Genomic DNA, 26,478 nt, shown 5'->3' with positions numbered 1-26,478 from the left:
CGCGGCCCGCCCCCGGAGCCGCGACGATGAAGCCGTGAAGTGCGTGGTGACCGGCGCGACCGGCTACATCGGCGGACGGCTCGCCCCGCGGCTCGCGGCCGAGGGCCACGAGGTCCGCTGCGTGGTCCGGACCCCCGCGAAGATGAAGGACATCCCCTGGGCGCAGCAGGACGCCGTCGAGGTGGTCGCGGGGGACGTGCTCGACGAGGACTCGATGCGCGCCGCCTGCGAGGGCGCCGACGTCCTCTTCTACCTCGTGCACTCGCTCTCCGAGTCGGGTTTCGCCGAGGTCGACCGGCACGCCGCGCTCATCACCGCGCAGGCCGCCCGGTCGGCCGGCGTCCGCCGGATCGTCTACCTCGGCGGCATCCACCCCTCGGGCGTCCGGCTCTCCGAGCACCTCGCCTCCCGGGCCGAGGTCGGCGAGATCTTCCTGCGCTCCGGCGTGCCGACCGCCGTGCTGCAGGCCGCGGTGATCCTCGGCTCCGGCTCGGCGAGCTTCGAGATGCTGCGCTACCTCACCGAGCGGCTCCCGGTGATGCTGACGCCGAGCTGGGTGCACCACCGCGTCCAGCCCATCGCCATCCGCGACGTCCTGCACTACCTCGTCGGGGCGGTCGACCTGCCCGCGGACGTCAACCGGGCGTTCGACATCGGCGGCCCCGACGTCCTGACCTACCTGCAGATGATGGAGGGCTTCGCCGAGGTCGCGGGCCTCCCGCCGCGGCGGATGCTGCCCGTCCCGGTGCTCACGCCGCGGCTGTCCTCGCACTGGGTGAACCTCGTGACGCCCGTGCCGCGCTCGACCGCCGTGCCCCTCATCGACTCCCTCATCCACGAGGTCGTCGCCTCCGAGCACGACATCGACGACCTCGTCCCGCCGCCCGCCGAGGGGCTCACCAGCTTCCGGCGCGCCGTCGACCTGGCGCTCACCCGCATCCGCGAGGGCCAGGTGGAGACACGGTGGTCGGGGGCCAACGCGCGCTACGCCCCGTCCGACCCGATGCCCTCGGACCTGCTGCCCTCCGACCCGGAGTGGGCGGGCGGCACGGTCTACACCGACGTCCGGGAACGGACGTCCGCGGCGAGCGCCGACAACCTGTGGCGCGTCGTCATCGGGATCGGTGGCAACCGCGGCTGGTACTCGTTCCCGATCGGCTGGTGGGCCCGGGGCGTGATCGACCGGCTCGTGGGCGGGGTCGGCCTCCGTCGCGGCCGGCGCGACGAGGACACCCTCAAGGTCGGGGACGCGCTCGACTGGTGGCGCGTGGAGGAGTGCGTCGAGGGTTCCGACGCCGGCCCGCGCTCGGTCCCCGACCTCGAGGACGGGGAGTACCTGCTCCGGCTCCGCGCCGAGATGAAGGCCCCCGGCCTCGCCTGGCTGGAGCTCCGGGTCGCGCCCCGGCCCGACGGGTCGGTCTACCGTCAGCGCGCGATCTTCCTGCCCAAGGGCCTGGCCGGGCACGCCTACTGGTGGGTGATCGCGCCGTTCCACGTCCTGGTCTTCGGCGGGATGGAGCGGCGCATCGTGGCCGCCGCCGAGCTCACCGAGGGCAGTGGTCCCCTCGCCGTTCCCGACGACGGGTACGGCCCGCTCGCAGCGCTCCGGCGCCGTCGGCGCGACCGGGCCCTGCGGGACGCGGAGAAGGCCCGCAGCCGCGTCGGCGCCTGACCGGCACCGACCCGGCGTCGGGAACCCGGACGTCGGCGGAACGCTCCGGACGGACGAACGGGCCGTTCGTCACGCATGACGGTGACGAACGGCCCGCTCGTACCGGGCGGGCCGGCTGGGATCAGGAGGCCGCGGCGTCCAGGCGCTCGACGGCGGTGCGGGGCAGCTCCAGCGTGGCGGCCGCGCAGTTCTCCTCGAGGTGCTCCAGCGACGCGGTGCCGGGGATCGGCAGCATCACCGAGCTGCGCTGCAGCAGCCACGCGAGGGCGACCTGGGCCGGGGTGGCGCCGAGCTCGACGGCGGCGTCGTGGGCGGCGTTGCCCTCCTGGGCGAGGTTGCCGGCGTCCGCCGGGGCCCACGGGATGAAGGCGATGCCGTGCTCGGTGCAGTGCCGCAGCTCGGCGTCGGAGGACCGGTCGACGAGGTTGTACCGGTTCTGCACCGACGCGACGTCGACGATCCGCCCGGCGGCCTCGATCTGCTCGACCGACACCTGCGAGAGCCCGACATGGCGGACCTTGCCCTCACGCTGCAGGTCGGCCAGCAGGCCGAACTGCTCGTCGGCGGCGACGTGCGGGTCGACGCGGTGGAGCTGGAAGAGGTCGATGGTCTCCACGCCGAGACGGCGCAGGCTCATCTCGCACTCCTGGCGCAGGTAGTCCGGGCGTCCGCACGGGATCCACCGGTTGGGACCGGTGCGCAACAGGCCGGCCTTCGTCGCGACGCGGACGTCGCGGTAGGGGTAGAGCGCCTCGCGGACCAGTTCCTCGCTCACGTACGGGCCGTAGGAGTCGGCGGTGTCGATGAAGTCGACCCCGAGCTCCACGGCACGGCGCAGCACGGCGAGCGCGTTGTCGCTGTCCTTCGGCGGGCCCCAGATGCCCTCCCCGGTGAGCCGCATCGCGCCGTAGCCGAGGCGGCGGACGGTGAACTCGCCCCCCAGCTGGAACGTCCCGGCGGCGGCGGCCGGCGACTGCGTCGTCGTCACGTGGCATCTCCTTCCCCCCGCGACATCTCCGCGCGGGGGGCCCAGGGTGCCCGCACGAGCCCTGGCGCGCGCTTCACAGTGGTCGATGTCCCACGATGGGTTCGCTCAGCGGTCACAGCGTTCGTCGGACGTGTCAGACCCGGGCCGGGGCGGCCTCCTCGGCGAACCGTTCGGCCACCCGGTCCGCGCTGGCCCGGGCCCGCGCCGTCGTCGCGACGATGCCGAGCACGCCGACGACGGCGGTCGCGACGGCCGCGGCCACCCACCCCGCCGTCAGCCCGGAGCCCAGCGTGACCGCCGCGGCGACGAAGGTGCCGCTGACCGCGACGCCGAGGGTGGAGCCGACCTGGCGGCTGGTCGACGCGACCGCCGCGGCGACCCCGGCCTGCGCCCGCGGCATGCCGCTGACCGCGGTGTTCGTGATCGGCGGGTTGACCAGCCCGAAGCCGACGCCGAAGACGCCGAAGACCGCGAGCAGGACCCACTCCGGGGTGGTCGGCCCGACCTGCGTGAGGGCGAGCGCGACCGCTGTCATCGCGACCCCCGCGACCACCAGCGAGAGCCGGGAGCCGCGGGTGGCGACCAGCCGGCCCGACAGCGGTGCGCACACCGTGGAGGTGACCGCGGCCGGTAGCAGGGCGAGGCCCGCGGCGAGCGAGGAGAGCCCGCGGATCTCCTGCAGGTAGAGCGTCGAGAGGAACAGGAAGGAGGCGAAGGCCGCGAACGCACAGACCGCGATGAGCGTCGCGGAGGAGAATGGGACGCTCGCGAAGAAGCCGAGCTCGAGGAGCGGCTCGCGGCGCCGTCGCTCCCACACCAGCAGCGCGACGAGCGCGACGAGGGCGGCCACCGCGAGCCCGAGGACCGCAGCCGAGGTCCAGCCCAGCCGCGGCGCCTCGATCACGGCGGTCGTGACCGACCCGAGCAGGACCACCACCAGGACCTGGCCGACCGGGTCCGGCCGGCGGGCGTGGTCGGCCCGCGACTCGGGCACGAAGCGCGCGGTGAGGGCGAGGGCCGCGAGCACGATGGGGACGTTGACCCAGAAGATCGCCCGCCAGCCGATCGACTCGGTGAGCAGCCCGCCGAGCACCGGCCCGAGCCCGAGCGAGATCCCGACGACGGAGCCCCACACGCCGATGGCCCGGGCTCGCTCACGGGGGTCGACGAAGACGTTCGTGACGATGGACAGCGCGATCGGGTTCAGCATCGTCCCGCCGATGCCCTGCACGGCCCGCGCCGCGATCAGCCAGCCGACCGACGGCGCCAGGCTGCAGAGCAGCGAGCCGAGACCGAAGACGGCGAGGCCGGTCTGGAAGGTCCGTCGGCGGCCGAGGCGGTCGCCGGTCGCGCCCGCCAGCATGAGGAAGCAGGCCAGCACGAGCGTGTAGGCGTCGACGGTCCACTGCAGCTCGGTGATCGACGCAGTGAGGTCGGCGCGGATCGCCGGCAGGGCGACGTTGACGATCGTGTTGTCCATCGAGACCACGAGCAGGCTCATGCAGCAGATGCCGAGCACGAGCCAGCGGTGCCGGCCGCCGCCGGAATCGTTCGCCATGCTCACGAGCCTAGGCCCCGGCGCGGGGTGGACATCCGGGACGTTCCCGACGACGGGTGTCCGGACCGCCGTTGTTGAGCCTAAGTTCCTGGGCCATGGCCGGTCCGGGACTTCTCGAGCAGGCGCGGGGCCTCACCCGCGAGCAGCGCAACGCGTTCCTGGCCGCCTGGCTGGGCTGGGCGATGGACGCGTTCGACTTCTTCCTCGTCGTGTTCGTCCTGTCCGACATCGCCAAGGAATTCGGTCGCTCGACGACCGAGGTGGCCTTCCTCACCACGGTGACCCTGATCGCCCGCCCCATCGGCGCGCTGGTCTTCGGGATCTGGGCGGACAAGAAGGGCCGCCGCATCCCGCTGATGGTCGACGTCCTCTTCTACTCGGCGATGGAGGTGCTCTCCGGGCTCGCGCCGACCTTCACCGTCCTGGTCGTGCTGCGCTTCCTGTTCGGCCTGGGGATGGGCGGCGAGTGGGGCCTCGGGGCGTCGCTGGCCCTGGAGAAGATCCCGCCGGAGAAGCGCGGCTTCTGGTCGGGCCTGCTCCAGCAGGGCTACCCGGTGGGCTACCTGCTCGCGACGATCGCCAACTTCCTGGTGACGCCCTACCTCGGGTGGCGCTGGCTGTTCGTCCTCGGCGCGATCCCGGCGCTGATCGCCTTCCTCATCCGCACGCGCGTGGGGGAGTGGGAGGCCTGGGAGCGCACCCAGGAGAAGGTGGAGCTGACGAAGGTCGGGCCCGGCAAGGTCTTCCTGCAGCCGAAGGTGCTGCGCCGCTTCCTCTACCTGATCGTGCTCATGACGCTGTTCAACTTCATGAGCCACGGCACGCAGGACTTCGTGCCGACCTTCCTCAAGGAGGACTTCTCCGCCTCCACCGGTGCCGTCACCGTCGTCGCGATCATCTACAACATCGGGGCGATCCTCGGCGGCGCCTACTTCGGAGCGCTCTCGGAACGCTTCGGGCGACGGCGTACGGCCGCGGGCTGCGCGGTCCTCGCGGTCCCGGTGGTGTTCCTGTTCGCGTACTCGCCGGCGCTCGGGCTCGTCACGCTCGGGGCCTTCCTGCTGCAGGTCCTGGTGCAGGGCGGGTGGGGCGTGGTGCCGGCGCACCTCGCCGAGCTCTCGCCCGACGAGGTCCGCGGCTTCTACCCGGGCGTGACCTACCAGCTCGGCAACGCGATCGCCTCGTTCAACCTGCCGATCCAGGCGGCCCTGGCCGCGGCCTACGGCGGGTCGTTCGCGCTGGCCGCGGTCATCGTGCCGGTCCTCGTCCTCACCGCGGTCGTGCTCCTGCTCGGCCCCGAGGCCCGCGGCGCCGTCTTCGGCGAGGTGCCTTCGGCCCGTGTGCACTAATCCGTGTCATGGCACGGATTACTGCTCACGCGGTCCTGACCACCACCGACTCCGACGCGGAGGCGCAGCGACTCGCCCGCGGGCTCGTCGAGGCGCGGCTCGCGGCCTGCGTGCAGATCGTCGGCCCGGTCCGCAGCGTGTTCCGATGGGACGGGGCGGTGCAGGTCGAGTCGGAGTACCAGCTCGTCGTCAAGACGACGCGGGCGGCGGAGGCGACCGAGTGGATCGTCGGGAACCACTCCTACGACGTCCCCGAGGTGATCACCCTGCCGATCGACGGCGGGCACGAGACGTATCTGACGTGGTTGGCGGACGAATCGTCCGGTTAGCCTGACCAACGATGTCCGTCGACCTCGGGACCGATGCCCTGCGCCGCGGGGACCCCGGGTTCCGACGCGTCTCGGTCGGGCTGTTCTTCGCCGGGTTCACGACGTTCGCGCTGCTCTACGCCACACAGCCCCTGCTCCCGCGACTCGTCGACGTGTTCGCGGTCTCGCCCGGGACGGCCTCGCTGTCGGTCTCGGTGACGACCGGCGGGCTGGCCCTCGCGATCATCCCGGCCTCGGCGCTGTCCGAGCGGTGGGGACGACGACCGGTGATGCTGTGGTCGCTCGCCGGTGCCGTGGTGCTCGGCCTGGCCGCCGCGGTCGCGCCGTCGCTGTGGCTGCTGCTGGTGCTGCGCGGGCTGGAGGGCGTCGCGCTGGCCGGCCTGCCCGCCGTCGGGATGGCCTACCTCGCCGACGAGATCGACGCCGGGCACCTCGGCGGGGCGATGGGCCTCTACGTGGCCGGGAACTCGGTCGGCGGGTTCGGCGGGCGCATCGTGGTGTCCGCGCTGAACGACCTCACCGGCTCGTGGCGCCTCGCGCTCGGCGGCATCGCGGCCGTCTCCGGGGCGTGCCTGCTCGTCTTCTGGCTGGTGCTGCCGCCGTCGCGCCGCTTCACCCCGACGCCCGTCGCGGCGTCCGACCTGCTCGGCGAGGTCCGGGCCCACCTGGCGGACCCGGTGCTGCGTCGGCTGTTCGCGGTGGGGCTGCTCCTCATGGGCACCTTCGTCTGCGCCTACAACTACGTGGCCTTCCGGCTGCTCGGTCCGCCGTTCTCGCTGCCCGACCTGGTCGTCGGGTTCGTGTTCGTGCTCTACGCGGTGGGCACGGTGACCTCGACGGTCGCCGGCCGGCTGACGGGCCGGCTCGGCGCCCGGACGACCGTGCTCGCGGCCTGCGGGGTGGCCGCCCTCGGCGCGGCGGCCATGCTTGCCCCGGTGCTCGCGCTCGTCATCGCCGGGCTCGCCCTGCTGACGGTCGGTTTCTTCGCCGGCCACGCGGTCGCCTCGGCCTGGGTCGGACGGCGGGCCGAGCACGGCCGTGCCGTCGCGTCCGGCCTGTACCTGTTCAGCTACTACGTCGGCTCGTCGGTCGGGGGCACGCTGGGCGGCGTCGTGTTCGGCGTCGCGGGATGGTCGGCGACCGTGGGGTTCCTGCTGGTGCTCCTCGCCGCGACGGTCGTCGTGGTGGTGCCGCTGCGGGCCACGCGCCCCCGTGTTCCGGCGTGAGGGGAACCCTCGAGCGCGTAGAGCGCTCGGTTCCTCCCCTCACGTCGGGGCGGACGCGACCGATCACGGCCCCTCGTTCGGCTCCAGGTGCTCCTCGGACGCGGCCTCGCCGGCGGGGAACACGTCGGACACCGCCGGGCGGTCGGGTTCGGCCGACTCGCCGGTCAGCTGCTCGGCGGGCGGGACGACCATCGACGGGTCGGTCTGCTTCTCGGTGCTCATGGCGGGTCCTCTCCGGTGGTGGACCCTGTCGGCTACCCCGGGCGTGGTCTGGGTCACCTGTCCGATCGGGCCGTCATGCCTCCGGCGTGAACACGCGCAGCAGGTCGGCGAGCAGGCCGTAGTAGCCGACGAGCGCCGTCACCTCGACGAGCCCCGCCTCGCCGAGGACGTCGACCCAGGCACGGTGGATGTCGTCGTCGACCGGGTCGTGGTGGAGGAGTGTCCGGGCGGCGACGTCGGCGGTGTGTTCGACGGGGTCGGCCCAGCCGACGACGGCGTCGGCGGCGAGCGCGGCGAGCTGGTCGTCGGTCAGGCCGGCCCGTCGGGCGATCGGCTCGTGGGCGGCGCGCTCGAACGCACTGCCCCGCACCCCGGCGACCCGCAGGATCACGAGCTCGCGGGACCGGTCGGACAGCGTCCCGCGGTACCGCAGCGCCGCGCCCAGGGCCTGTAGCGGCTCGCCGACGGCGGGATGGCGCAGCATCGCGTCGAAGGGGCCGCGCAGCGACCCGTCGTCGTTCACCAATCCGCTCCCGGCCCGTGGGCCGGACGCGATGGCGTCGTAGACCCGGCGGGCGGCTGGATCCAGCTCGTCGGGTCGGAGGCGCCGAGGTCGGGTCACGGGGTGATGGTGCCCTCCGCGAGCGTGACGTGAGGCAGCGTCCCGGCCGCTTGAGCCTGCCCGACAGCCCGCTCAGGGCCGGGGAGGGCGGCGATGCAGTCCGGGCGCAGCGGGGTGAGGACGGCCTCGGCGATGCGAGCGAGCTGATCGACCTGGTCGCGGTGCAGGTGGGCGAAGACGAGGCGCCGGACCTCGGCGGCGTAACCGGGCTCGCAGTCGGCCACCGTCGCGGCCCCGACCGGGGTGAGGCGGGCCAGGGTGCGACGGGCGTCGTCGGGGTCGGGCCCGCGTTCGATCCAGCCGCGCCGTTCGAGCCGGGCCACGATCCGCGACAGGTGCGACGGGGTGACGTTGGCGGTCGCCGCGAGGCGGGTCATGTGCAGCTCGCGGTCCTCACCCGCGGAGAGCCAGCGCAGCACCTGGTACTCGGCGTGGCTCACGCCCGCGACGCGCTCGAGGTAGGCGTCCAGCTCGGCGGGCAGCCACATCATGACGCCGAGCAGCAGGGACCACGTCCGTGCCTCGTGTCCGACCAGCATGTCCTCGCCCACCGCCGTGAGCCTACCCAGCGATGTTTGACACGGAAAGTATCCGCTCCTAGCTTTGGTTTCCGCAGCAAGTATTGCGACGAGCAGGAGCACACCATGCGCGCAGCGCGCTTCCACCGTTACGGCGGCCCCGAGGTCCTCACCGTCGAGGACGCTCCCGAACCACACGCGGGATCCGGCTCGATCCGCATCCGTGTCGGGGCGGCGAGCGTGAACCCGATCGACTGGTTGCTGCGCGCCGGCGCCCTGGCGGAGTTCCTGCCCCTCGACCTGCCCGCCATCCCGGGTCGTGACGCTGCCGGCGTCGTCGACGAGGTCGGGCCGGACGTGGAAGGGGTGGCGCCGGGCGATCTCGTGTTCGGACTCGGTGGTCACGCCGACACCACGGCCGAGTTCGCGGTGCTGACGGCCTGGGCCCCGGTCCCGTCGACCTGGAGCGTCGAGGAGGCGGCAGCGGCCGGTCTCGGCGCCGTGACCTCGCTGCGGGCCCTGGCCCCGTTCGGCGACCTCCGGGGACGCACGCTGCTCGTCGACGGTGCCTCCGGAGCCGTCGGCACCGCCGCCACGGCCGCCGCCGTGCACGCCGGGGCCACCGTCATCGGCACGGCGCGGGAGGCCAACCACGAGTCCATGCGCGCCGCCGGCGTCCTCCCGACCCCCTACGGACCGGGCCTGCCCGACCGGGTCCGGGCCCTTGCCCCGCAGGGGGTCGACGTCGCTCTGCACGCTGCCGCGTCGGACGCCCTGCCCGATCTCGTCGAGATCGTCGGCGACCCGACGCGCGTGGTGACGGTCATCGACCGCGACGGCGCCGCCCGCCTCGGGACCCACCTCGTCGACGCCGCGAACGACTCCGCCGTTCTCGCCGTCGCCGCCGAGCTCGGGCGGGCGGGCCACTACCGGCCCCGGGTCGCCCACGTCCTCCCGCTCGACGACATCGTGAAGGCCCACGAACTCGCCGCGGCCGGCAACGGCAAGGTCGTCGTCACGCTGCCCTGAGCGTCGAGCCGTAGCCGCGTCGCCGCCGACATCGCCGTCGACGACGAGCGACGACGCGGCAGCTCAGCCCCGGGCCAGGTCGGCGAAGCGGCTGTAGTGCAGCTGGTGGGCGATCGGGATCGTCGCGGTGGGCCCGTTGCGGTGCTTGGCCAGGATGATGTCGGCCTCGCCCGCGCGCGGGTCGTCGCGCTCGAAGGCGTCGGGGCGGTTGATCAGCATGACCATGTCCGCGTCCTGCTCCAGTGATCCCGACTCACGGAGGTCGGAGAGCTGCGGCTTCTTGTCGGTGCGCTGCTCGGGTCCACGGTTCAGCTGCGACATGGCGACGAGCGGGATCTCCAGTTCCTTGGCCAGCAGCTTGAGCTGACGTGAGAACTCCGAGACCTCCTGCTGGCGGCTCTCGACCTTCTTGCCCGAGGTCATCAGCTGCATGTAGTCGAGGATGATCAGCCGCAGGTCGTGACGCTGCTTGAGCCGCCGTGCCTTCGCCCGGATCTCCATGATGGTCATGTTGGGCGAGTCGTCGATGAACAGCGGCGCCTCGGAGATCTCGCTCATGCGGCGCGCGAGGCGGGTCCAGTCGTCGTCGGTCATGGTGCCCGCGCGCATGTCGGCCAACCGGATCTTGGCTTCGGCCGACAGCATGCGCATCACGATCTCGGTCCGGCTCATCTCCAGCGAGAACACGGCGCTGGTGAGGCCGTGCTTGACGCTCGCCGAGCGGGCGAAGTCGAGCCCCAGGGTCGAGTTGTGCGTCGGCACCATCGACCGTCCGGCGACGTAGAGGTGCGCGGCGTTGTCGACCTCGACGCACCGCACCGGCACCGAGGGGATGCGGCGGACGTCGGTGACGTAGCGCCGCGTCCGCGCGTCGGAGGTCGCGCGGCTCCGCTCCTTGTGCGCGAGCCGCTTGCGCTCGAGACGGAAGACCTGCTCGGTGGTGCTGAACGTGACCAGGGAGGACGTGCTGGAGGCCTCGCTGCGCCCGCGGACCGGCTTCGTGGTGATCGTGCAGCACAGCCCCAGCGACGACACCAGCTCGGCCGTGTCCTCGGCGAGCCGACGATCGGTGACGGCGACCTGGACCATGCCGTCCGGCAGCACCGTGCCATCGGAGTCCAGGAGACCCGCGAGCAGGGCCCGCCGCTGCTCCTCCGACGCGCGCAGGTACTGGACCGGGATGTGCTTGTCGCCGAGCACGCCCAGCGTGCGGAGCCGACCCTGCACCGTGCCATGGGCGTGATGGCAGGCCTGGCAGCGGAGGAGACCGGAGGTCGGCACGCCACAGTCCGGACACGCCGGTGCAGCGACCGGAGCCGAGACGGACCGGGCCCCGCCGCACGACTGCCCGCAGCTGCGCTCCTGGGACGTGGCGGGCACGAAGCTCGCGCCGCGCACGACGCAGGCACGCTCGGCCGGACCGGACTCCGGAGGCAGCCGGAGGCCGAATCGCATCCTCGTCCCCAGCGCCGGTGCGCACAGGCCGTCCGCCTCGATGAGCGCCGCGACCTCCGGGTCCGCGCTCGTGAAGCTCGCACCGTCGGGCGTGCCGTCACCGAGCCAGATGCCGACGGCGTAGGGCGGCACGAGCAGGTCCTGCTCCGGCAGCTGCAGCGCACGGCAGGTGGCCACGGAGTGGTTGGGCCGCGCGTCGGCGGTCGGGGCGTGCAGGGTCGCCGCGATCTCCTCGGTGGTACGCACGGCGGCGGGCACCCGCTCCGAGCGGCGGGACGCCGGCGTATCGGTCAGCCACTGGTGCTGCCCGTCGGCGACGAGGACCGTGCCGTCGGAGAAGGTCACCTCGTAGCAGGGTCGGTCGGCCAGGACGTCGGTGGCGGCGACGACGCGGGTGGGCCGACCGTCGGCGTCGAGGAGTTCGTCGCCGACCGCGACCTCGCCCATCGTGGTCCACCCCGTGGGCGTGGCCAGCGGGGTGTCGAGCGCGAGCGCCTTCCCGATACCGGGCCTCGCCGCCACGATGATCATCTGGCCGGCGTGCAGACCGTTGGTGACGTCGTCGAGGTCGGCGAACCCGGTCGGCACGCCGAAGGACACGCCGCCGCGCGAGGCGATCGCGTCGATCTCGTCCATCGTGGGCTGCAGGACGTCCTCGAGGGCCACGTAGTCCTCGGTGACCCGCCGGTCGGTGACCTCGTAGACGGCGGCCTGGGCGCGGTCGACGATGTCGTCGGTGTCGGCCCCGTCGCCGCCGGTGTAGCCGAGCTGGACGATGCGCGTCCCCGCCTCGACCAGGCGCCGCAGGACGGCACGGTCGGCCACGATCTCGGCGTAGTAGGACGCGTTCGCCGCCGTGGGGACGCTCGCGATGAGGGTGTGCAGGTACGGCGCGCCGCCGATGCGCAGCAGCTCGCCGCGGCGCTCGAGGTCCGCCGAGACCGTGACGGCGTCGGCCGGCTCGCCGCGGCCGTACAGGTCCAGCACGCACTCGTAGACGGTCTGGTGCGCGGGCCGGTAGAAGTCGTCCGGCTTCAGCAGCTCGATGACGTCGGCGATGGCGTCCTTGCTCAGCAGGATCGCCCCGAGGACCGACTGCTCGGCCGCGATGTCCTGCGGGGGCTGCCGGTCGAACTCCGGGCGCCCCTCGCCGTCACCGGACCGGGAGCGGCCCCCGAACCCGCCGTCGCGTCCGCCCGCGCCCCGCTCGTCGAGCACCGCCACCGATTCGCTCCTCCCAGGAGTGGTCCGGACCGGACCGGAAGGTCCCGTCGAACGCACGTTCGCACGAGGGTCCGACAATCACCCGCCGCCCACCGCCGACGCGCACGCTAGGGCCGCCCTGCCGGAGCCCGCGAGGCGGTGGTGTGCACGCCCCTGTGCATGGACTGGGGACCGACCGGCATGCACAGGCTCCTCAGGTGGGCGCACCTGGGGACAACCTGTTGGCAACCCGCTCAGATTCGGCGTCGTCCCAGCTCAGCGCGCTGTGCACCCTGGGGACAACAAGTGGATCGGCATGTCGTCGCGCGGGATCACCGGCGTGTCGCGACACGGATACGCGACGTGGCGACGACCGGCCGACGTCCGTCGCCGGACGGCGCGGTGACCGATACGTGACCTCTCGGCGCAGCGTGGCCGAGTCATCCACAGGGCGTGACGACGACCTTGAGGCCCCTCGCCGATCGGCGACCGGGGGCCGTCGTCGTGCACGCCCCGGACACACGTCGGGCCCCGGACCGACGACGCGGTCCGGGGCCCGAGGTGGGACTACGAAGGGCTCAGATGCCCTGCACGGCCAGCGGGAGCTCGACGCGCACGTCCGGGTGGAGCCGGACGTGCACCGAGTGCGACCCGGTGGACTTGATGTGGCCCGAGATCTCGACGAGACGCTTGTCGAGGTTCGGCCCACCGGCGGACTTCACGGCGGACACGATGTCGGCGGCGCTGATCGAGCCGAACAGCTTGCCGCCCTCGCCGGCCGACTTGGCGGCGACGGTGACCTTGCCGAGGCCCTGGATCTCGCCGGCGATCTCGCGGGCGTGGTCCAGGTCGCGGATCCGCTTGCCCTCCTGGGTGCGGCGGATGGTCTCGACCTGCTTCATCGCGCCGCGGGTGGCGACGATGGCCAGCCCGCGGGGCAGCAGGAAGTTGCGTCCGTAGCCGTCCTTGACGTCCACGAGGTCACCGGGGCCACCGAGGTTGGCGACGTCGGCGGTGAGGATGAGCTTCATCGCGTGGGTCCCCTTCCTCAGCGAGCGGTCGACGTGTAGGGCAGCAGCGCCATCTCACGCGAGTTCTTCACGGCGACGGCGACGTCCCGCTGGTGCTGCGAGCAGTTGCCCGAGACCCGCCGGGCGCGGATCTTGCCGCGGTCCGAGATGTACTTGCGGAGGAGGTTGGTGTCCTTGTAGTCGATCAGCTGGTTCTTGTCCTTGCAGAACGCGCAGACCTTCTTCTTGGGCTTGCGCACCGGCGGCTTCGCCATGGTGTTTCTTTCTCCTAGCCGAATTCTGGGGATTGGCGTACGTCAGAAGGGGGGCTCGTCGTCGTACCCGCCGGCGCCGGAGGAACCGGCCACGGGCGCGGAGGCCCACGGGTCGTCGGCCGGGCCGGACTGGCCACCGCCGCCGTACCCGCCACCACCACCGCCGCCGGAGTAACCGCCGCCGCCGTTGGAGGCGCCGAAGCCACCTCCACCGCCGCCGGAGCGGCTGGCCTTGGTCACCGACGCGGTCGCGTACCGCAGCGAGGGGCCGACCTCGTCGACCTCGAGCTCGATGACGGTGCGCTTCTCCCCTTCACGGGTCTCGAACGAGCGCTGCTTGAGGCGACCGGACACGATCACACGCGCTCCGCGGGTCAGAGACTCCGCGACGTTCTCGGCAGCCTGGCGCCAGATGTTGCAGCGCAGGAAGAGCGCCTCCCCGTCCTTCCACTCGCCGCTCTGGCGGTCGAAGGTGCGGGGGGTCGACGCGACGGTGAAGTTCGCGACGGCGGCGCCCGACGGCGTGAAGCGCAGCTCCGGGTCGGCGGTGAGGTTGCCGACCACGGTGATGACCGTGTCGCCGGCCATTAGCTCGCGCCGGCCTTGCCCCGACGCGCTCCGGCGTTCGGGTCACGACGCATGACCTTGGTGCGCAGCACCGACTCGTTCAGCGCGAGCTGCCGGTCCATCTCCTTGATGGTGGCGGGCTCACAGTTGACGTCGAGGACGGCGTAGATGCCCTCGGCGTTCTTCTCGATCTCGAAGGCGAGACGTCGACGGCCCCAGACCTCGACGTTCTCGACGGTGCCGCCGTCCTTGCGGATGACGTTGAGGAACGTCTCCAGGGACGGGGCGACGGTGCGCTCGTCGAGACTGGGCTCGAGGATGACGACCATTTCGTAGTGGCGCACGAGTACCACTCACCTCCTATGGACTGGTGGCCACGGACGATCCGTGGCAGGAGGGAACTCGGTCCGACCAGTCTACGGGCGACCCCGAGGACGACCTCGGGCGGGCCGGGGATGACCCCGACCCGCCCGAGTTGCTCCCTCATGGGCTCCGACGCAGCTCAGTGGCGCGCGGTTCCCGTCAGTTCGGTGCCGTCGGCGTCGAACCGCGCCGCCGGGAAGCCGACCGCGGGCGACCGCGGGGCCTCGCCGTGCACCGCGGTGAGCTCCTCCAGCGAGCCGACGGCGTAGTCGGCGTCCGCCGGCCCGTCCTGCGGCTCCACCGGCGCGGCGGCGGCGGCCGCGCGGCGGAGCACCATCGCGCGGACGACGAAGGCGGCGACACCGGCGAGGGCGAGCACGGCGAGCATCACGGGAACGCCCGTCCCGCCGGACAGCCCGTCGACCGGCAGGGCCTGGACCTGGCTGGCGGTGGTCACCGCGCTCGCCGGGTCGTAGCCGAGGTACGCGGGCGCGCCGGCCTTGAGGCCCGGGAACGCCGAGCCGAGCAGCTGCCCGGGGTCGTACGCGGCGAGGCCGGCCGGCGCGGAGGCCGGGGCGGCGCCGAGGAACGACGAGGGCAGGCCGTTGAACGACGGCGCGAACGCGGGCGCGGCGGCCAGCGCGGCCGGGGGCAGCGCGGGCGCCGGGGCCACCGCCGCCGGCGGGGCGGCCGGGGCCACCGCCGCGGCGGTCGGGGTCGTGGCGGCCGGGGCCGGTGCGGCGGGCTGCGGAGCGAGCACACGACCGGCGGACGCGGCCGCGCTCGCGAGCGGCGCGGCCGGCGGCACGACGACGGACGCGGCGGTGGCGACCGGCTCGACGAGCTGGACCTGCACGCGGCAGAGCAGCCCGGTCAGCGGCTGCGTGATCGACTGCAGCGGGCCGGCGGCCGAGGTGATCGGCACGAGGAACGAGGCGCCCAGCGGCGGGACGACCTGGACCGAGTCGCCCGGGCTCGCCTGCACCGTCTGGCCACACCGGGCCGGGACGACCTCACCGGGCGCGGCCGGCGCCACGGGCGCCGCGAGCGCGGCGCCGCCTCCGAGCAACAGCGACCCGGTGAGGACGCCTCCTGCAGCGGCGACCGACACCAGACGCGAGAACCGCGCACCCATCAGCTTCGACCCCTTCTCAGAACAACGCTGCCCCGCCGTCCACCCCGACCCAGCACATGCCCCGTGCGCGGGCCCCGGGAGAGGACGACGAGAACCCCAACGACGGGTTGCTCCGGAGGTGACGCGACCATCACCGAACCGTCACGGTCGTGGCACGGCGGGTGCGCCCGGGCCTGGGCCGGGCGGGTCCTGGACGTTCCCGGATCGGGTGGCGTCGACGAGGGGCCGGTCGCTCGCCGGGGTGCCGCTGACACCACGATCGCCGCGGCGGCGCCGGAACCAGGCCGCGTCGGGTGCCCCGTCGAGCACCCCGCCGTCGGGGTCGGACCCGACCCGCGCCGGCCCGGGTCGGCCCGGACGCCGGCGCACCGGGTCGAGCTCCGGGCGCAGCACGCTGCGCACGACCAGCAGCGCGATCGCGACGACGGCGAGGTCGCGCAGCACCACCGCGCCGTAGAACCACGGTGCGGGCAGGCCCTTGTTGGCGATGCCGAGGTAGTAGTACATCCGCGGGACCCACACGAACGCGTCGAGTGCCATCCAGATGAGCAGCGGCTTCCACCGCGGGTAGGCGAGCACGGCCAGCGGGACGAGCCACAGCGAGTACTGCGGGCTCCACACCTTGTTCGTGAGCAGGAACGCCGCGACCACGAGGAACGCGATCGCCGCCAGGCGCGGCCGCACCGGGGCGCGCCACACGAGGACCGCGACCGCCACGCAGCACAGCGCGAACAGCACCGCCGTCACCGCGTTCAGCACGGACGGCGTCTGCCCGGGGGACAGCGGCCCGTCGAACCCCGACCAGCCGGTGAGGCCCGCGACGATGTTGTAGAGCGAGTCCGGGTCCGCCGCCCGGGTCGAGTTGAGCCGGAAGAACTCCCACCAGCCCGCGGGCGCGAGCACCGCCACCGGCACGTTGACGACGGCCCAGGCGCCGACCCCGGTGAGCGCGACGGTCCACCAGGCCCGCATCCGCCCCGCCCGCAGACACAGCAGGAGCAGCGGGAGGAGCAGGAACAGCGGATAGAGCTTGGCCGCCGCCCCGAGCCCGAGCAGGAGTCCGGCGACGGCGGGTCGTCGCCGCGCCCAGGCGAGCAGGCCGAGGGTCGCCCCGGCGACGGCGAGGGTGTCGAAGTTGGTGAAGGCGTGGACGGCGACGAGCGGCGACACGGCGGCGATCGCGGCGTCCCACGGTCGCCCGGGCCGCAGCCGCACCATCGCCCACACGACGCCGAGCCACGCGAGCGCCAGCCAGAACGCGGACAGGTCGAAGTAGACGACGACGGGCAGCGCCGCCGGCAGTCCGAGCGCCAGCCACCCCGCCGTCAGCCGTGCGTTCATCCACTGGAAGAACCCGGTGAGCACCGGGTACTCCATGTACCGCACCTGGGTCGTGCCGTCGTCGCGCTGGTCGACCCAGCTCGTCACGTAGGGGACGCCGCCCTCGTCGAGCCGCTCGGCCGTGTAGAGCGGGACCGTGTCCGAGTAGCACATCGCCACGTACTGGCGGCTGTCGCGCCAGTCGAGCTGGGTCTGCCCCGAGCCGTCGACGTACTGCTGCAGGCACGGCGCCTTCGCGAACCAGCCCAGGGCCAGCACGATCGTCGCGAGCAGCAGGACCACCCGCAGCGGGGTGAAGAACCTCGCCCGCCCGACGACGGCGTGTGCCCCGACCGGGCCCCCGACCGCGGCGCTCGCCGCCCGGACGAACCCGTCGTCGTGCGCGGGGAGCACCCGTGACGTGGCGTCGAGGGACTCGGGGTCGTGCGTCCGGTTGCGGGTCGGCGGAGCCTCAGCGGACACGCGGGTCAGTTGCCCAGGTTGAAGGGGTCGTTCCCGTTGCCGCCGTTGTCGGGATTGTTGTTCTTATTCTTGTTGTTGTTCCCGTTGTTGCCGTTATTCCCGTTGTTGTTGCCGTTGTTGTTATTGCCGTTGTTGTTGTTATTGCCATTGTTGTTGCCGTTGTTGTTGCCGCCGTTGCCGTTCTGCCCGTTGGGGTAGTTCACGCAGACCCCGTCGACGCAGTACTGGCCGTTCTGCTGCCCGTCCGGGTTGTTCGGGTCCTGGCCGGGCGGCGGCTTCGGCGGCGCGACCGGGGTGCCGAGGGCCTTGAAGTCGGAGAACTGCTGGATCGGGTCGTTGCGCAGGGCCTGGTTCATGAACCGCTGCCAGATCTGGCCGGGCACGCCGCGGCCGTAGATCGGGGCGCCGCCGGAGGTCTTGATCGGCGAGTTGTCGTCGGTCCCGACCCACACCGCCGTCGAGATCTGCGGCGTGTAGCCGATCGTCCAGGCGTCGTTGTTCTGGCCCTTCACCGACGACTGCACGGTGCCGGTCTTGGAGGCGACCGGGCGGCCCGCCGAGAGCGGGATCTGGGAGTGGGAGGCGACGTCGAGCATCGACTCGGTGACGTTGCGGGCGAGCTGCTGGCTGATCCGCTGCTCGCCGGCCGGGGTGCCGCCGTCGAAGAGGACGCGGCCGTCGGCGGTCGTCACGCGGGTCACCAGGTGCGGCTTGTGGTAGACGCCGTCGGCGGCGAAGGTCGCGTACGCCGAGGCCATGTCGCCCGGGCGGACCTCCTTGTCACCGATCGAGATGCCGCCGCTGGGGTTGGGCAGCTCCGCGGCGACACCGACCTGGTGGGCGGCGTCGGCGACCTTCTGGGGACCGACCTGCACACCGAGCTGGTAGAAGACGGTGTTGATCGACAGCGTCATCGCCGTCTTGAGGTCACAGTTCGGGCAGCTCTCACCGTCGGAGTTCTCGACCTTGGTCCCGGCGATCGTCTGCGGCGTCGAGCCGTCGAAGGTGGTCCCGAGTCCGATCGGCGGGTTCTTCTCGAGCCCGGCGAGGAGCACGAACGGCTTGAACGACGAGCCGGGCTGCCGCGAGGTCTGGGCGTAGTCGAACCCCTGCCCGTCGGTGCCGCCGTAGTACGCCTTGATCGCACCGCTCTGCGGGTCCACCGACACCAGGGCGGTCCGCAGGTTGGCCGGCTGGCCGTCGAGCGTCTTCGCCGCCGCGTCGGCCGCCTGCTGCTGGAGCTTCGGGTCGATGGTCGTCTCGACCTTGAGCCCCTCCTGGTTCACCTGCTGCTCGGTGATGCCGTAGGAGGCGAGCTCGTCCTTGACCGCGGTGACGATGTGGCCGCGGTCGTTGCCCGGGATGCCGGTGCGGGCCTTGGCCGGCGGGATGGTCGTCGGGAAGACCGCGGTCTGCCGGTCGGCGCGCGAGAGCCAGTTCTGCTCGACCATGCCGTCGAGGACGTAGCTCCAGCGCTGCTGGGAGCCGGCCTGGTCGACCGCGGGGTCCCACTTCGACGGCGCCTGGATGAGCCCGGCGAGCATCGCGCCCTCGCTGGGGCTCAGCGTCGAGACGTCCCGGCCGAAGTACGCCTGCGACGCGGCCTGGATGCCGTAGGCGCCACGGCCGAAGTAGATCGTGTTCAGGTAGTTCTCGAGGATCTGGTCCTTCGACTCCTCCTGGTTGATCTTCGCCGCGATGACGACCTCGCGGTACTTGCGCCAGTAGGAGTGCTCGTCGCCCACCAGCACGTTCTTCACGTACTGCTGGGTGATGGTCGAGCCGCCGCCGACCCCGCCCTGCGCCTGGTTCCAGGCCGCGCGGGCGATGCCGATGGGGTCGAAGCCGTAGTTGGTGTAGAAGCTGCGGTCCTCGGCGGAGGCCACCGCGTGCTGCACCGGGAGCGGGACCTGCGAGAGCGGCACCTTGATCCGGTTGCCCTCGGCCTGCGCGAGGCTCGCGAGGGTCGAGCCGTCGGAGTAGGCGATGGTGGCGACCTGGTTGTTGGTCGCGTCGTCCGGGCTCGGGATGCGGAAGACGATCCACCCGATCGCGAAGGCCACCAGCGGGCCGAGCACGAGCAGGGCGACCAGGACGTAGACGATCCGGCGGATCCGGCGCCCGCGGCGCTTCGGATCCGGCGCCGACCCGTCGTCGTCCCCGCGTCCGGGCGGGGGCCCGGCGGGCGGGGGGGTGCGCACCCCGCTGCGGCACGGGGCCGCCGTGCCCTGCACGACGTCGGTGGCCGCCGTCGGCGCGGTCCCCGGACGCGCGCCGACACGGGTGGCGGCTCCGGCGGGCGCGCCGGCCGTGGCCAGTGGACGCGAGCCGTCGTGGGTCAGCAGGCGCGGCTCCGGACGCGGCTCGCCACCGGGAGCGCGTGTGTCGGGGAACGGCCCGCCGACGCGCGTCGCGCCCGGAGCGGCCTGCCCGTTCCCGACGGCGGGTCGGCCCGGCTCCGCGCCGGGCGTCGGGCCCACGCGGGTCGGCGCGGGACCGGGGGCGCCGCGGCCGTTCTGCGGGCTCTGGGGGTTCTGGCCGTTCTGCGGAGGACGACCGCTCGGGGCGCCCGGACCGGGGCGGCCCGAGGGCGGCACGGGGGACCAGCCGGGCGGCAGGTTCCCGCGGGGTCCGCCGGGCGCCGGGGGCGCGGCGGTCGGAGGCGCGGAGCCGCCGACGGGACGACGGTCCTCACGACGGTCGTCGGTCACGTGGCGCCTCCCAGGGACATCTCGGCCGGGCGTGGACTCCGCGTCCGGTCACGCCCACCGCGGCGTCAGGGCGAAGCCGTCCGACGCCGACGGCGACCCGATCCCGAGGCGTCGTCCGCTCCCAAGACGTAGGACTGTACGAGGTGGTTCCACCGGCACGTACGGCAGACCTCCACCACGTGGACCGTGAACTCCCCGGCCGCGTCGTCCAACCGAGCGATCTCGTCGGCCGAACGGGCGGATCCGGACACCGGTCCGAGCCGGTCGCCGAAGACCCAGGACACGTTGACCAGCTCGTCGCGCCGGCACAGCGGGCACGGCGTCGGGGTGGCCGTGCCGTGGTACGAGGCGGCCTGGAGCAGGTAGGCCCCGGCGTCACAGGCGTCCTCGGTGGACGTCCGTCCCGCAGCCACGTCGGCGAGGTGCGCGCGACGCTGCAGCGCGTAGTCGACGACCTGGCGGGGATTTCGCACGGCCGTCAGCGTAACCAGCGACCGGCCGGAGCGCGCCGGTCACGGTGTGACGAGATCGTCGCGGGGGGCGCCCCGATGTATCGCCGCGATATGGTCGCGCCGCCGGGCCACGCGAGCGGGAAGGAGCCCACGGTGCTGGAACTCGCCGTCCTGGGCCTCCTCCACGAGGCACCGATGCACGGGTACGAGCTGCGCAAACAGCTGCACGCGCGGCTCGGGCCGCTGCGTGCGTTCTCCTGGGGGTCCCTGTACCCGACCCTGCGTCGACTGCAACGCGCCGCGTTGATCATCGAGCAGGCACCGGCGGGCGAGGAACGCGGCTCCTGGGGCCGACGGGGCCGCAAGGTCTACGAGATCACCGCGGAGGGCAAGGACCGGCTCGACGAGCTGCTCGGCGAGGCCGGTCCGCACGCCTACGACGACGACGGGTTCGGCGTCCACCTGGCGTTCTTCTCCCGCACCCCGGCCGAGGTGCGGATGCGCATCCTCGAGGGCCGCCGGCGCCGCGTCGAGGAGCGCCGGGAGGGACTGCGCTCGACATTGACCCGCGCCGGCGAGCAGATCGACCGCTACACCCGCGAACTGCACCGCATCGGCCTGGACACCACCGAGCGCGAGGTCCGCTGGCTCGACGAGCTCATCGACCACGAGCGGTCGCTGAGCCGCACCGCCATCGACGAGGCGACGGGCCGACCCGTCGTCGTGAACGAGTGAAGGAGACCATCCATGGGTCAGGTCCGAGTGGCCATCGTCGGCGTGGGCAACTGCGCCGCGTCGCTGGTCCAGGGCGTCACGTACTACGCCGACGCCGACCCGGCCGCCCGCGTGCCGGGTCTCATGCACGTCGACTTCGGCGGCTACCACGTCCGCGACCTGACGTTCGTCGCAGCGTTCGACGTGGACGCCAAGAAGGTCGGGCAGGACCTCGCGGAGGCCATCACGGCCAGCGAGAACAACACGATCAAGATCGCGGACGTGGCGCCGACCGGGGTCACCGTGCAGCGCGGCCACACCTACGACGGGCTCGGCCGCTACTACCGCGAGACGATCACCGAGGCCGACGAGGAGCCGGTCGACGTGGTCGCGGCGCTGCGCGAGGCGCGCGCCGACGTGCTCGTCTCCTACCTGCCGGTGGGCTCCGAGGACGCCGACAAGTTCTACGCGCAGTGCGCGCTCGACGCGGGGGTCGCCTTCGTCAACGCCCTGCCCGTGTTCATCGCGTCCGACCCGGAGTGGGCGCAGAAGTTCACCGACGCGGGCGTGCCGATCGTCGGTGACGACATCAAGTCCCAGGTCGGCGCCACCATCACCCACCGGGTGCTGGCCAAGCTGTTCGAGGACCGCGGCGTCCAGCTCGACCGCACGATGCAGCTCAACGTCGGCGGCAACATGGACTTCAAGAACATGCTCGAGCGCGAGCGCCTGGAGTCGAAGAAGGTCTCGAAGACCCAGTCGGTGACCTCGCAGGTCGACCGCGACATGGGCAAGGACAACGTCCACATCGGGCCGTCGGACCACGTGCCGTGGCTCGACGACCGCAAGTGGGCCTACGTCCGCCTCGAGGGGCGCGCCTTCGGGGACGTGCCGCTGTCGCTGGAGTACAAGCTCGAGGTCTGGGACTCCCCGAACTCGGCCGGCATCATCATCGACGCCGTGCGCGCCGCGAAGATCGCCCTCGACCGCGGCCTCGGCGGCCCGCTGCTCGGCGCGTCGTCGTACTTCATGAAGTCGCCGCCCGTGCAGTACCGGGACTCCGTGGCCTACGACGCCGTCGAGTCGTTCATCCGCGGCGAGGAGTGACAGTGCCCCCTATGGCGTGAGGGGAACCCTCGTGCCTTAAGAGCGCTCGATTCCTCCCCTCACGCTCGCCGGCGTACGACCGTCGAGCGTGAGGGGAGCCCTCACCGTGGCGCACGGGCCTCGAGCGGCGGGCGTGGACGGCGGAGAGCCCGCTCGTAGGCCTCCCGGACCTCCCGCTTCACCTGGGACGGATTCGTCCGGAGCAGCTTCGGCCGGTGCTCGACCAGGACCACGTCGTGAGTGTTCATCAGGGCGCGGCGCGCGTATGAGCGCTCCTGGTCCTCCGGGTCGAGGTGGTACTCGACCGACTCGATCTCCCACGCCGCCCCGACCTCGTCGATCCACCCGTCCGGGCTGAAGAGGAACGCGCCCGTCGACTCCAGGTGGATCGCACGGTTCCACTCGATCGGCGGGAAGCCCTCCTGCTCCATCTCGCGGGCGATCTCCCGGGCCCACGACTCAGCCGCCGACCGCACCCCGTCGGCCAGTTCCCCGAGCACGATGCGGGCTAAGCGGGTGCCGCGGCGCGTGCCCGCGTCCAGCTCCTCCGTGAGACGCGCCACCGTGGTGAACCGGCGCTGCACCGCCTCCGCGAGGAGGGATCGCACCGGGTCGAGCCGCACCATGTGGCGCGCGGCGTCCAGCACCGCCCGCTCCAGGGGAGCGCACGGGAAGCCGCTGCGCACGACCGCCGGCGGCGGGCGGTGCGTGCGTTCCAGGTGCACCTCGTCGGCGTCCTGTCGTCGCCTCCCGTGAGGCACGAGCACCAGGATCGTCCCCGCGTCGGGCAGCTTCGTGAGCCCGTACAACCGACAGGCGGCCGCCCCACTGAGCACGGCATCCGGGCCGGCCAGTCGCAGCGCCGCGTCGAGCCGTTCCTCCGTCGTCGGGGGACCCGTCCGCAACCGGATCTGGCCACGGGAGCCGCGCTCCCACTGCCCCGAGCGGGTGCGGCCGGCGATCGTGCCGGCCGCGACACCCAGTTCGCGGAGCTCCGCCGTCCGCGCCACCCCGTGCGGCGCGGCATCACGGACCGCCTGCCAGTCGACCTTCGATTTCCTCGGCACGTCCTGGTGACGCAGCCGGGGCCAGATCGGATCCACCCGCCGTCGTGAGGGGAGGATCCGAGCGCTCTTATGGCACCGGGGTTCCCCTCACGCGGGGGGAGCCGGTTACGGCACCACGTTCACCAGACGACCCGGCACCACGATCACCTTGCGCGGCTCCGCACCGGCGAGGAGTTCGACGACCTTCTCGTCGGCGAGGGCGGCGGCCCGCACCTCGTCCTCGCTCGCCGAGGCGGCCACGGTGACCCGCGAGCGGACCTTTCCCTTGACCTGGATCGGGTACTCGACGGAGTCCTCGACGAGCAGGGCCGGGTCGGCCACCGGGAAGTCCGCGTACGCCAGCGACGACGGGTGGCCCAGCTTCGACCACAGTTCCTCGGCCAGGTGCGGGCACAGCGGGGCCAGCATGAGCACCAGCGGCTCCGCGACGGACCGGGGGCACCCGCCGTCGGGATAGGCCTTCGTCAGGTGGTTGGACAGCTCGATGAGCTTCGCCGCGCCGGTGTTGTAGTGCAGCGCCGGGAAGTCGGCGCGCACCCCGTCGATCGTGCGGTGCAGCAGCCGCAGCGTGTCGTCCGACGGCTCGGCGTCCGAGACCCGCAGCGACCCGTCCTGCTCGTCGACGAACAGCCGCCACACCCGCTGCAGGAAGCGCTGCGAGCCGACGACGTCGCGGGTCGACCAGGGGCGCGAGGCCTCCATCGGTCCGGTCGACATCTCGTAGAGCCGGAACGTGTCGGCGCCGTAGGTGGCGCACATGTCGTCCGGGGTCACCACGTTGCGCAGCGACTTGCCCATCTTCCCGTACTCGCGGGTGACGGGCTCGCCGTTCCACGTGAATCCACCGTCGGGACCCTCGACGACCTCCTCGGCCGGCACGTACACCCCGCGCGCGTCGACGTAGGCCCACGCCTGGATGTAGCCCTGGTTGAACAGGCGGCGGAACGGCTCGGAGGCCGAGACGTGGCCCAGGTCGAACAGCACCTTCTGCCAGAACCGGGCGTAGAGCAGGTGCAGCACCGCGTGTTCGACGCCGCCGACGTAGAGGTCGACGCCACCGGGGTCGGCCGGGCCGAACACGTCGGGCCGCGGCCCGAGCCAGAAGCGCTCGACGTCGGGGTCGACGAAGCGCTGCTCGTTGGTCGGGTCGAGGTAGCGCAGGTGGTACCAGCAGGAGCCGGCCCACTGCGGCATCGTGTTCGTCTCGCGGACGTACTCCGCCCAGCCCCGCTCCGGGTCGGACGCCAGGTCCTCGGCGAACGACGTCCACTCGGTGGCCCGGGCCAGCGGGGACTCCGGCGCCGAGTCACGGTCGTCGGGCGCGAACGTCTTCGGGGCGTACTCGTCGACGTCGGGCAGCAGCACCGGCAGGTCGGAGTCGGGCAGGGCGCGCGGGATCGACGGCCCGCCGTCGGACTCGCCGTCGGCCACGTAGGCGACCGGGAACGGTTCGCCCCAGTAGCGCTGGCGGCTGAACAGCCAGTCGCGCAGCTTGTACTGCACGACGGCCTCGCCGTCGCCGCGCTCGGCCAGCCACGCGATGATCGACGCCTTGGCCTCGTCGACGCCCAGCCCGTCGAGGGAGATCTCGGCGTTCGACGAGTTGATCGCCGCCCCGGTCCCCGTGTACGCCTCGCCACCCGAGGCCTCGAAGTCCGCCGGCGGCTGCACCGTCCGCTTGATCGGCAGGCCGAACACCGACGCGAAGTCCCAGTCGCGCTGGTCCTGGCCGGGGACGGCCATGATCGCGCCGGTGCCGTAGCCCATGAGCACGTAGTCGGCGACGAACACCGGCAGCGGCTCGCCGTTGACCGGGTTGATCGCCCACGCCCCGGTGAAGACACCGGTCTTGTCGCGGGCCTCCTGGCGCTCCAGGTCGGAGCGCGAGGCCACGACGCGGCGGTACTCCGCGACCGCCTCGGCCGGGGTCGCGGCGCCGGCGGTCCAGCGACCGTCCAGCTCCGCCTCGTCGGCGAGCGTCGGCCACGCGTCCGGCACGATCGCGTCGATCAGCGGGTGCTCCGGCGCCACGACCATGTAGGTCGCGCCGAACAGGGTGTCAGGCCTCGTCGTGAAGACCTCGAGGACGTGCTCGCCGCTGCGGAAGCGCACCGTGGCGCCCTGCGAGCGGCCGATCCAGTTCCGCTGCATCGCCTTGACCGAGTCCGGCCAGTCGACGCCGTCCAGGTCGTCCGCGAGACGGTCGGCGTAGGCGGTGATCCGCATCATCCACTGGCGCAGGTTCCGCCGGAAGACGGGGAAGTTGCCCCGCTCGGAGCGTCCGTCGGCGGTGACCTCCTCGTTGGAGAGCACCGTGCCGAGCGCCGGGCACCAGTTCACGGGAGCGTCGGCCAGGTAGGCCAGGCGGTAGCCGTCCAGGACGCGGTCCTGCTCGGGGCGGGTCAGCTCCGACCACGACCGACCGCCGGGCACCGGGCGCGTCCCCGCCGCGAACTCGGCCTCGAGCTCGGTGATCGGGCGCGCCCGGTTCTGCGCGACGTCGAACCACGAACCGTGGATCTGCAGGAAGATCCACTGCGTCCACCGGTAGAACCCGACGTCGGTGGTGGACACCGACCGCCGCTTGTCGTGCGCCAGCCCGAGACGACGGATCTGCGCGCGGTAGCGCTCGATGTTCGCCTCGGTGGTGGTCCGCGGGTGCGTGCCGGTCTGCACCGCGTACTGCTCGGCCGGCAACCCGAAAGCGTCGAAGCCCATCGTGTGCAGCACGGTGCGCCCGGTCATGCGCAGGAACCGGCCGAGGACGTCGGTGCCGATGAAGCCCAGCGGGTGCCCGACGTGCAGCCCCGCGCCACTGGGGTACGGGAACATGTCCATCAGGTAGTACTTCTCGGCCGGGTCCAGCGTGCGACCGTCGGCGAGCGGGCCCGAGGGGTTCGGCGTCTCGAACGTGCCCTCGGCCTCCCACCGGTCCTGCCAGCGGGCCTCGATCTCTCCTGCCAGCTCGGCGGTGTACCGGTAGGGCGGCGTGAGAGCCTCCCGCCGGGCGACGTCGGGCTGGGCGGTCACGGCGTTCCTCCTGGTCACCACAGGCCTCCGGCGGGATCCACAGCCGGGGCGGGGCCGGGTCCCTCGGGGACCG

General features: G+C 72.8%; 23 protein-coding genes. 7 read left to right on the top strand and 16 right to left on the bottom strand.

Annotated elements, in window-relative coordinates:
- The first annotated feature begins 34 nt into the window (after window positions 1-34).
- Entirely contained in the window at window positions 35-1,672 is a 1,638-nt protein-coding gene (locus A3CO_RS0101185; RefSeq protein WP_018330405.1) for an SDR family oxidoreductase, read from the top strand.
- Between the two features lie 121 nt (window positions 1,673-1,793).
- Here the strand turns inward: A3CO_RS0101185 and A3CO_RS0101180 are convergent, their stop codons facing one another.
- Both A3CO_RS0101180 and A3CO_RS0101175 read right to left on the bottom strand, forming a co-directional pair.
- Entirely contained in the window at window positions 1,794-2,660 is an 867-nt protein-coding gene (locus A3CO_RS0101180; RefSeq protein ID WP_018330404.1) for an aldo/keto reductase, read from the bottom strand.
- Between the two features lie 133 nt (window positions 2,661-2,793).
- Window positions 2,794-4,218, bottom strand: a complete 1,425-nt coding sequence (locus A3CO_RS0101175; RefSeq protein WP_033413242.1) for an MFS transporter — start codon at window positions 4,216-4,218, stop codon at window positions 2,794-2,796.
- A 95-nt stretch (window positions 4,219-4,313) separates the two neighbouring features.
- On the opposite strand from A3CO_RS0101175, the gene A3CO_RS0101170 reads away from it, so the two are divergent.
- The 3 genes from A3CO_RS0101170 to A3CO_RS0101160 are packed head-to-tail and all read left to right on the top strand — an operon-like array spanning window position 4,314 to window position 7,122.
- Window positions 4,314-5,567, top strand: a complete 1,254-nt coding sequence (locus A3CO_RS0101170) for an MFS transporter (RefSeq protein WP_018330402.1) — start codon at window positions 4,314-4,316, stop codon at window positions 5,565-5,567.
- A gap of 8 nt (window positions 5,568-5,575) precedes the next feature.
- A complete protein-coding gene (gene cutA, locus A3CO_RS0101165; protein WP_018330401.1) occupies window positions 5,576-5,896 on the top strand; it encodes a divalent-cation tolerance protein CutA in 321 nt (106 codons plus the stop codon).
- 11 nt (window positions 5,897-5,907) lie between these two features.
- Window positions 5,908-7,122: an MFS transporter gene (locus A3CO_RS0101160; RefSeq protein WP_018330400.1), complete on the top strand. Its 1,215-nt coding sequence runs from the start codon at window positions 5,908-5,910 to the stop codon at window positions 7,120-7,122.
- 63 nt (window positions 7,123-7,185) lie between these two features.
- Here the strand turns inward: A3CO_RS0101160 and A3CO_RS37800 are convergent, their stop codons facing one another.
- From A3CO_RS37800 to A3CO_RS29450, 3 genes are all read right to left on the bottom strand, one after another.
- Window positions 7,186-7,344, bottom strand: coding sequence for a hypothetical protein (locus tag A3CO_RS37800; RefSeq protein ID WP_018330399.1), 159 nt, complete (start codon window positions 7,342-7,344; stop codon window positions 7,186-7,188).
- A 73-nt stretch (window positions 7,345-7,417) separates the two neighbouring features.
- Entirely contained in the window at window positions 7,418-7,966 is a 549-nt protein-coding gene (locus A3CO_RS39910) for a carboxymuconolactone decarboxylase family protein (protein ID WP_018330398.1), read from the bottom strand.
- Window positions 7,963-8,517 carry a MarR family winged helix-turn-helix transcriptional regulator gene (locus tag A3CO_RS29450; protein WP_245561401.1) on the bottom strand — a complete coding sequence of 185 codons (555 nt, stop codon included), beginning with the start codon at window positions 8,515-8,517 and terminating at the stop codon, window positions 7,963-7,965. The genes A3CO_RS39910 and A3CO_RS29450 overlap by 4 nt, the downstream gene beginning before the upstream one ends.
- A 93-nt stretch (window positions 8,518-8,610) precedes the next feature.
- On the opposite strand from A3CO_RS29450, the gene A3CO_RS0101140 reads away from it, so the two are divergent.
- Complete coding sequence (locus A3CO_RS0101140; RefSeq protein ID WP_018330396.1) at window positions 8,611-9,513, top strand: NADP-dependent oxidoreductase; 903 nt, start codon at window positions 8,611-8,613, stop codon at window positions 9,511-9,513.
- 63 nt (window positions 9,514-9,576) lie between these two features.
- Here A3CO_RS0101140 and dnaB read toward each other — a convergent pair whose 3' ends face one another.
- From dnaB to A3CO_RS0101095, 9 genes are all read right to left on the bottom strand, one after another.
- Window positions 9,577-12,192: a replicative DNA helicase gene (gene dnaB / locus A3CO_RS0101135; protein ID WP_018330395.1), complete on the bottom strand. Its 2,616-nt coding sequence runs from the start codon at window positions 12,190-12,192 to the stop codon at window positions 9,577-9,579.
- Between the two features lie 557 nt (window positions 12,193-12,749).
- Window positions 12,750-13,202, bottom strand: coding sequence for a 50S ribosomal protein L9 (gene rplI / locus A3CO_RS0101130; RefSeq protein WP_018330394.1), 453 nt, complete (start codon window positions 13,200-13,202; stop codon window positions 12,750-12,752).
- 17 nt (window positions 13,203-13,219) lie between these two features.
- Entirely contained in the window at window positions 13,220-13,456 is a 237-nt protein-coding gene (rpsR, locus tag A3CO_RS0101125; RefSeq protein ID WP_018330393.1) for a 30S ribosomal protein S18, read from the bottom strand.
- A gap of 42 nt (window positions 13,457-13,498) precedes the next feature.
- Window positions 13,499-14,044: a single-stranded DNA-binding protein gene (locus A3CO_RS0101120; RefSeq protein WP_018330392.1), complete on the bottom strand. Its 546-nt coding sequence runs from the start codon at window positions 14,042-14,044 to the stop codon at window positions 13,499-13,501.
- Window positions 14,044-14,376, bottom strand: a complete 333-nt coding sequence (gene rpsF, locus A3CO_RS0101115; protein WP_230750238.1) for a 30S ribosomal protein S6 — start codon at window positions 14,374-14,376, stop codon at window positions 14,044-14,046. The genes A3CO_RS0101120 and rpsF overlap by 1 nt, the downstream gene beginning before the upstream one ends.
- 149 nt (window positions 14,377-14,525) lie before the next feature.
- Complete coding sequence (locus A3CO_RS38870) at window positions 14,526-15,521, bottom strand: hypothetical protein (protein ID WP_018330390.1); 996 nt, start codon at window positions 15,519-15,521, stop codon at window positions 14,526-14,528.
- A gap of 141 nt (window positions 15,522-15,662) precedes the next feature.
- On the bottom strand, window positions 15,663-17,324 hold the full coding sequence (locus A3CO_RS0101105; RefSeq protein WP_018330389.1) for a glycosyltransferase family 87 protein: 1,662 nt from the start codon (window positions 17,322-17,324) through the stop codon (window positions 15,663-15,665).
- Window positions 17,325-17,329: 5 nt separating this feature from the next.
- Window positions 17,330-20,035: a transglycosylase domain-containing protein gene (locus tag A3CO_RS29445; RefSeq protein ID WP_051085792.1), complete on the bottom strand. Its 2,706-nt coding sequence runs from the start codon at window positions 20,033-20,035 to the stop codon at window positions 17,330-17,332.
- A gap of 65 nt (window positions 20,036-20,100) precedes the next feature.
- Entirely contained in the window at window positions 20,101-20,508 is a 408-nt protein-coding gene (locus A3CO_RS0101095; protein WP_018330388.1) for a DUF5318 family protein, read from the bottom strand.
- Window positions 20,509-20,640: 132 nt separating this feature from the next.
- Here A3CO_RS0101095 and A3CO_RS29440 point away from each other — a divergent pair, with 132 nt between their 5' ends.
- Window positions 20,641-21,222 carry a PadR family transcriptional regulator gene (locus A3CO_RS29440; RefSeq protein ID WP_051085819.1) on the top strand — a complete coding sequence of 194 codons (582 nt, stop codon included), beginning with the start codon at window positions 20,641-20,643 and terminating at the stop codon, window positions 21,220-21,222.
- A 12-nt stretch (window positions 21,223-21,234) separates the two neighbouring features.
- Window positions 21,235-22,308, top strand: coding sequence for an inositol-3-phosphate synthase (locus tag A3CO_RS0101085; protein WP_026204164.1), 1,074 nt, complete (start codon window positions 21,235-21,237; stop codon window positions 22,306-22,308).
- A 101-nt stretch (window positions 22,309-22,409) separates the two neighbouring features.
- Here A3CO_RS0101085 and A3CO_RS0101080 read toward each other — a convergent pair whose 3' ends face one another.
- Together A3CO_RS0101080 and leuS are read right to left on the bottom strand one after the other, a co-directional pair.
- Window positions 22,410-23,411: a hypothetical protein gene (locus A3CO_RS0101080; RefSeq protein WP_018330385.1), complete on the bottom strand. Its 1,002-nt coding sequence runs from the start codon at window positions 23,409-23,411 to the stop codon at window positions 22,410-22,412.
- Window positions 23,412-23,480: 69 nt separating this feature from the next.
- Window positions 23,481-26,405, bottom strand: coding sequence for a leucine--tRNA ligase (gene leuS, locus A3CO_RS0101075; RefSeq protein WP_018330384.1), 2,925 nt, complete (start codon window positions 26,403-26,405; stop codon window positions 23,481-23,483).
- Window positions 26,406-26,478: the final 73 nt, after the last annotated feature.

The organism is Actinomycetospora chiangmaiensis DSM 45062, assembly GCF_000379625.1.
GTDB lineage: Bacteria > Actinomycetota > Actinomycetes > Mycobacteriales > Pseudonocardiaceae > Actinomycetospora > Actinomycetospora chiangmaiensis.
This window is presented reverse-complemented; position numbering and strand designations above follow the sequence as displayed.